Annotated in this window: 6 protein-coding genes and 2 tRNA genes; 4 read left to right on the forward strand and 4 right to left on the reverse strand. The window is 47.5% G+C overall.

Going from position 1 to position 6,000, the window contains the following annotated elements; genetic code table 11:
- Window positions 1-97 precede the first annotated feature (97 nt).
- Complete coding sequence (locus ACE5KN_RS25840) at window positions 98-1,435, reverse strand: sugar ABC transporter substrate-binding protein (protein ID WP_375526348.1); 1,338 nt, start codon at window positions 1,433-1,435, stop codon at window positions 98-100.
- A 297-nt stretch (window positions 1,436-1,732) separates the two neighbouring features.
- Between ACE5KN_RS25840 and ACE5KN_RS25845 the strand changes: the two genes are divergently transcribed.
- A complete protein-coding gene (locus tag ACE5KN_RS25845) occupies window positions 1,733-1,882 on the forward strand; it encodes a hypothetical protein (RefSeq protein ID WP_355325765.1) in 150 nt (49 codons plus the stop codon).
- 283 nt (window positions 1,883-2,165) lie between these two features.
- Here ACE5KN_RS25845 and ACE5KN_RS25850 read toward each other — a convergent pair whose 3' ends face one another.
- Window positions 2,166-2,897, reverse strand: a complete 732-nt coding sequence (locus ACE5KN_RS25850; protein ID WP_375533184.1) for a Crp/Fnr family transcriptional regulator — start codon at window positions 2,895-2,897, stop codon at window positions 2,166-2,168.
- A 311-nt stretch (window positions 2,898-3,208) separates the two neighbouring features.
- Here ACE5KN_RS25850 and ACE5KN_RS25855 point away from each other — a divergent pair, with 311 nt between their 5' ends.
- The 3 genes from ACE5KN_RS25855 to ACE5KN_RS25865 all read left to right on the forward strand — a co-directional run bounded on the left by ACE5KN_RS25855 (window position 3,209) and on the right by ACE5KN_RS25865 (window position 5,532).
- On the forward strand, window positions 3,209-3,652 hold the full coding sequence (locus ACE5KN_RS25855; RefSeq protein WP_375526350.1) for a GAF domain-containing protein: 444 nt from the start codon (window positions 3,209-3,211) through the stop codon (window positions 3,650-3,652).
- Window positions 3,653-3,773: 121 nt separating this feature from the next.
- Window positions 3,774-4,427 carry a response regulator transcription factor gene (locus ACE5KN_RS25860; RefSeq protein WP_375526351.1) on the forward strand — a complete coding sequence of 218 codons (654 nt, stop codon included), beginning with the start codon at window positions 3,774-3,776 and terminating at the stop codon, window positions 4,425-4,427.
- The gene (locus ACE5KN_RS25865; protein WP_375526352.1) at window positions 4,420-5,532 is read left to right on the forward strand and encodes a PAS domain-containing sensor histidine kinase; all 1,113 of its coding nucleotides are present in this window, start codon (window positions 4,420-4,422) and stop codon (window positions 5,530-5,532) included. Before ACE5KN_RS25860 ends, ACE5KN_RS25865 begins: the two co-directional genes overlap by 8 nt.
- 204 nt (window positions 5,533-5,736) lie before the next feature.
- Here the strand turns inward: ACE5KN_RS25865 and ACE5KN_RS25870 are convergent.
- Both ACE5KN_RS25870 and ACE5KN_RS25875 read right to left on the reverse strand, forming a co-directional pair.
- Window positions 5,737-5,807 (reverse strand) — tRNA-Gly (locus tag ACE5KN_RS25870).
- Window positions 5,808-5,817: 10 nt separating this feature from the next.
- Window positions 5,818-5,891, reverse strand: a tRNA-Pro gene (locus ACE5KN_RS25875).
- Window positions 5,892-6,000: the final 109 nt, after the last annotated feature.

Raw genomic sequence — 6,000 nt, forward strand, 5'->3', positions numbered from 1 at the left:
ATCTCTTGCTCTATCCTCTATTGCCGACTTTTTTGCCGATCCTGAAAGCAGGGAAGGAACCGGAAGGCTCCCTCCCTGCCACGGGCCGGGTATTCTGTTATTGCGGGTTGGCTTCAAAGGCCGATTGGTGCTCCTGTGCCACCTGGGCTGGATCTGTCTCCGTGACGAACAGATTTTGAATACTGCTCAGATGAGCCTGGGCCACTGCAGGGTTCATCGTATTATCAAAGGCAAGATCCCCGCCCTTAATATTTTTGAATAATTCGTTCAGGCCGACGGCAAGGTCCGAATAACCTGCCGCTTTGAAGTCGCCTTCGATTTTGTGGCCGCTGCCTACCGCGTCCTTAAGCTCAAACCGGACTTTAGGCATTTCGGTCATGAAGTAATGCAAGAAGTCTTTGGTTTCTTCCATATGTTCGCTGTTCGCTGAAATGGCGAATGCGCTGCCTGGCGCAACAATATAATCGTTGACATCCCCTTTGCCGTTCACGGTTGGGAACTGGAATGCGGCCACTTGACTCGCTACAGAAGACGCGTCAATGGCTCCAGTCTCCCAGGTGCCCATGATGTACATAGCCGCTTTTCCTGTTTTGAAAATGTTGCCGCCGGCATTATAGTCGATCGATGTTGCCCCATCCGGGAATGCCCCTGCTTTCACCAGCTTCTGGAACGCTTCTACAGCTTCAATGAAGGCAGGATCATTGAATGTTTTTTTGCCGTCAATGACGTCCTGCAAAAATCCCGGGCCGCCATTAGTGCGAAGAAGGATGTTCATGAACAACAGCGAGCCTGTCCAGGAATCCTTTTCACCGATAGCGATCGGGGTAATTCCTTTGGATTTCAAGGTTTTAACCACTTCGAGCAGCTCATCGAACGTTTTTGGCGTTTCCTTAATACCGGCTTGCTCGAACAAAGCCTTGTTGTAGTACACGACTTCGATGTTATTGCCATCAGGAAGCGCGTACACGTTGCCGTCGAAGCTGTAATAATTCAGCAGGCCGTCCTGGAATTTATCCTTCAGATTGTCGCGGTCAACTACGTCATTAAGCGGTGCCAGCAGCCCTGCATCCACGAAGGGCTTCATTTGTGCCGCCGGGTTCACGATGGTGATATCCGGAACCTCTTTGGAGGCAGCTTGCGTTTTCAGCTTCAGCTTCTGTTGGTCTGTATTCAGTGAGTCGAGCTCAATCTTAATGTTCGGATGATCCTTTTCATACTGCTCAACCAGCTGGTTCATCATTTTATGTGCGGGGGTCGTAGGATCGGGATAAATGTTCTGGAATGTAATTGTAACCTGCTCCCCGCTCTTACTGTCACCGCCGCTGCCAGGGTTGGCTGTGGTTCCTCCGTTCTCCTGCCCGCCGCATGCCGCCAGCATGAAGATCATTGCGCTTGCCATCATCAAGGCAAACGCTTTCATTTTTCCTCTACGCATGACCCTTTTTCCTCCTTAAATGAATGAATTGAGCATTTTCTTGCCGTTTGCATAAGAACTTCTTGAATAATCCTCAATGGTGATATGGTTATTATCTTCCAATCAAGGAGTGTGAACAATGTGCGAACTTAGGAAGTGAGGTTTGTTTTTTTAAGGGGTCTTTTTTGATGCAATTCCTGCAAACCACTTGCTTTTCTCTTGGATAATAGGCATAATAGGATTAAATTGATTATATGATAATGATTATCATTATTGAGTTTGTAATGTTATGTATTATTTTAAGGGGGAAGGAACCTCGTGAACGCAGCTCTTCAAAAGACCTCTCTGCATATTGACGATTACTTGGACCTTCTGAATCTTGCTGTTAAAGTTCAGGATGAGAAGTGGCAGAAGGAAATTCGGCGGAAACTGCAAGGCTTGCTGCAGCATACATCACAACAGGCCTAGAATAGATGAAAAAGCTAATCCAGGAATGGTTCCTGGGCTAGCTTTTTTCTTTAGATTTTATTATAAGTGCTAATTCAAAAAGTCAGGTTTTCAGCACCGAGAAGGTTGAATGAGGATAGGGACTGAGGAGCGGAGCGTACTTGGGGGTACGTGAGCACCTGAAATGTTTCCGCAGGAAACATGCTTCGTAAGCATACGCTTAGGCCCGGCTGAATTCAAGATTCGATGTCGAGTCCGCTTCCTGACTTCCTTCGTGATCAAAAGATGACTTTTTGAACAACCTCTATAAACGGCATATTTCATTAGGGCAGTGCCCCTCCTCAGGGCAGCCGCACATCATGCGCAGGTCCTCCATTTGCAAAATGTTGATTTTTCCTTCCTTCATCTCAATCGTGCCCTGTTCTTTGAGTGAGGTAAGCATCCGGTTGACACTCTCACGGGTAGCGCCAATCATTTCACCAAGCTCCGTATGATTCAGTTTGATGTTCAGCAAAATACCATTCTCATTCTTGACTCCACATGTATTCGACGCGCGGATTAAGGTCGAAGCCAACGCGCCGGTTTTGCCATACAACAGCAAATCCCTGAAGCGGGATTCCATGATCCGCTGCTTGAGACCAAACCATTTGATAAATTGCACAGCCAAATCCCCATGTCTTGTCATGAGCCCTTCCAGTTCCTTGCCTTGAATAACCCCGATTTCGCATGCGTCTGCCGTTTCTGCTGTATAGTTATGATCCTCGCCGCCCAAGCCCCCGAATTCCCCGATCAGATCACCTCTGCGTTGAATCGTCAGCAGAAGCTCTTTGCCGTCCTCCGTCGATTTGCGCAGCTTAACCCGCCCTGAGCGGATATAGTACAGCTGTCCCGCAGCCTCTCCCTCCATGAAAAGGGTGCTCCCTGCTTTCACCTTTTTCCAGGTCATAATGCTTTTCAGCAGTTCAATATGCTCTTCGGTCAAAAACAAATCGATTCCCGTCCGCTCCGCCTGTGCCGATTTTACCAGCTTTTCCATATATACTGCACCCATGCTCATTTCCCCTTCACGTCTTCCTTTACTCTAATCATAATATGATTTACGAAATTACGTTATCAGGAAATTACCTGATTTTTCTCGTCCTTGAACCCCGAGTATATGTGACTTTAATCACTACAGTCTGGGTGAGAATATGATATTTTCCCTTATACTACAACAATATTTTGTAATCGGCGGTTATCCACTTGGACATAGGGTGTTCCCCTACCTTCTTTTTAATGAAGGGAATTTACACTCTGAAGATAGCCGGAAAATATATGGTTTTCATCTCGTAAAGGAAGTGCTCATTCATGAATGATCTTTTGCCGGAGGTCAAGAGCGAGCTTGATTCCCTGCGTGCGCTGATTTCATGTGATGTGGCTGCGCTAGCATGGATTCATTCAGCGCATAATTTCTTCCGCTGGCGTTATATATCCGGAAATCGCAATGACCGTTACCGCCGAATCTCCTTTAAGCCCGGATACGGCTTATCGGGCATGGCCGTGAGGCTTGGGCGTTCCGTAGAGACCAATCCCCTTTTAGGGGATACCTATCGTTTAAGACAGGATTCTGCATTAATGCTTGCAGAACAGCTTCACTCTGCTTTTGTTGCTCCTATTTTCGGCGCGGACAATATTCCCAAAGGTGTGGTACTGGTTGGGCAGCGGAATACTTACAGCTTTGTTCCCCATGATACTGCTTTAGTGGAGCAAACCGCCCGGCGACTCGGCGCCCTGAAGTTTAATCTGTCCTGATTCTTCACACTTGTATCCCTCCCGACAGGGGCTTTCAGAAAGGAATCCTGCATTGATAGGATTCCTTTCTTTTTGCTATGATGAGGTCATACACGCGATACATCGCCTACGGAGGGATATTTTGGTTCGTATACTTGTTGTTGATGACCATGTTGTCGTCCGGTCTGGTCTGATTGCCTTATTGGATGGAAAGCATGATATTAACGTCATCGGGGATGCCGCCGACGGGGATGAAGCAATCACCAAGGCGCTTGAATTAAAGCCGGATGTCGTATTGATGGACTTCAGCATGCCCCCCGGCAAGGATGGGCTGACAGCCACTACGGTGCTGAAGAAGCTGCTGCCGGATACCGAGGTCCTCATTTTGACCATGCATGATGATGATGAATACCTGTTCCGTGCCATTCAGGCAGGAGCTTCCGGGTATATCTTGAAAAGTGCCCCCCACGAAGAATTAATCACCGCCATCCAATCGGTTGCCCAGGGAAATGCTTACCTGTACGCCAATGCTACCAAACGTCTTATGAGTGAGTACCTGGATAAGCTGAAGCAGGAAGGTGGCTCTGGTCCTTATGAATCTTTATCTGAACGGGAAAAAGAAATCTTATCCTGGGTGGCCAAAGGCTACTCCAATAAGGAAATTGCCGAACACCTCGTGATCAGCGTCAAGACGGTAGAGTCCCATAAAAGCAACCTGATGGAAAAGCTTAACCTGAAAACCCGGCCGGAGCTTGTCAAATTCGCCATGAAGAAAGGACTCCTGAATTATGAATAGCCCGTACAAGTGGATCTTTCATCAGACAATTGGAGAGCAGGCCGTGTCCCTCATTGAGCAGTTGGACGAACATATTCCGGATGAAGACTTTCGCAAGGCGTTGCGTTACTCCCTGCTTCAGCTGTCCGATTTGAAGTTTGCCCTTGATGAATCGTCCATTGTTGCCGTAACAGACCGTAAAGGGACGATTCAGTATGTGAATGATAAATTTTGCGAAATATCAAAATATAGCCGGGATGAGCTGATCGGAAAGGATCACCGGATTATTAATTCCGGCCATCATTCCTCCGATTTCATGAAAAATTTATGGAGAACAATCTCTGCGGGCAAAGTATGGCGGGGAGAAATTCGCAACCGTGCCAAAGACGGTTCTTATTACTGGGTAAATACCACGATTGTGCCCATTACGGATGATAAAGGCCGCCCCTATCAATATTTGGCCGTACGTAATGAAGTTACAGAGCTCAAGCAGGTTCAAGCCGAGCTCCAGGGCATGATGACACAGGTGATGGAAATCCAGGAAGAAGAGCGCAAACGTTTTTCCCGGGAGCTTCATGACGGCATTGGACAAAGCCTGTTTTCCTTGGCTATTCAGATGGATCATGAATTATCCAAGCAGTCCAATCCTGTAATTCAGGAGCTGCGCCAGCAAGTCACAGCCATTATGGCCGATGTTAGAGGACTGGCTTGGGAGCTCAGACCTTCCGTACTGGATGATTTGGGCGTTGTTCCCGCGCTCCGCACTTATATTGACAACTACAGCAATCATTACGGAATACAGGTGGACTTCACATGTACGCTGCGCAAACGGCTTGATATCCAGAAAGAAATAGCTATTTACCGTATTGTTCAGGAAGCCTTGACCAACATTGCAAAATATGCGGATGTCTCGGAAGCCACCGTAACTGTTGAGGATCGGAAGTCTGAGGTCAGGGTAACAGTAGAAGACAAGGGGGATGGATTTAAACCTGGACAGGCTGGACAGGGAGTAGGCCTCTTCAGTATGGAGGAACGGGCACGTGGAGCCGGAGGCCTGCTTCGTGTTCTGTCCGCAGCAGGCAGTGGCACCCGTATTGAACTGAATCTGCCCGTGGAAGGGAAATAAAAAAATACGTCAATCGACGTATCTTTAAAGAGGCCAGACCGCGTTAAGCGGAAGTCTTTTTCTTGTGATTAAAGAATGCCTGAGTTTAGGCTGATAATTTATTCAATTTTGACATAAAAAAGAGAGAGCTCTGTCGGAGAAACAGGCTCTCTTATTTAAGGTGTCACAACTGGTGTGACAAGAATCCGCTAAGGTAAAGCAAAAAGCGGGTGATGGGAATCGAACCCACGCTACCAGCTTGGAAGGCTGGAGTTCTACCATTGAACTACACCCGCAAATATAAAATCGGGACGACACGATTTGAACATGCGACCCCCTGGTCCCAAACCAGGTGCTCTACCAAGCTGAGCTACGTCCCGTTATTAATTCATGTGCAATTTATGAAGTTGTAATGGCGTCCCCTGAGAGATTCGAACTCCCGACCTTTTGATTCGTAGTCAAACGCTCTATCCAGCTGAGCTAAGGGGA

This window comes from Paenibacillus terreus (assembly GCF_042138595.1).
GTDB lineage: Bacteria > Bacillota > Bacilli > Paenibacillales > Paenibacillaceae > Paenibacillus > Paenibacillus terreus.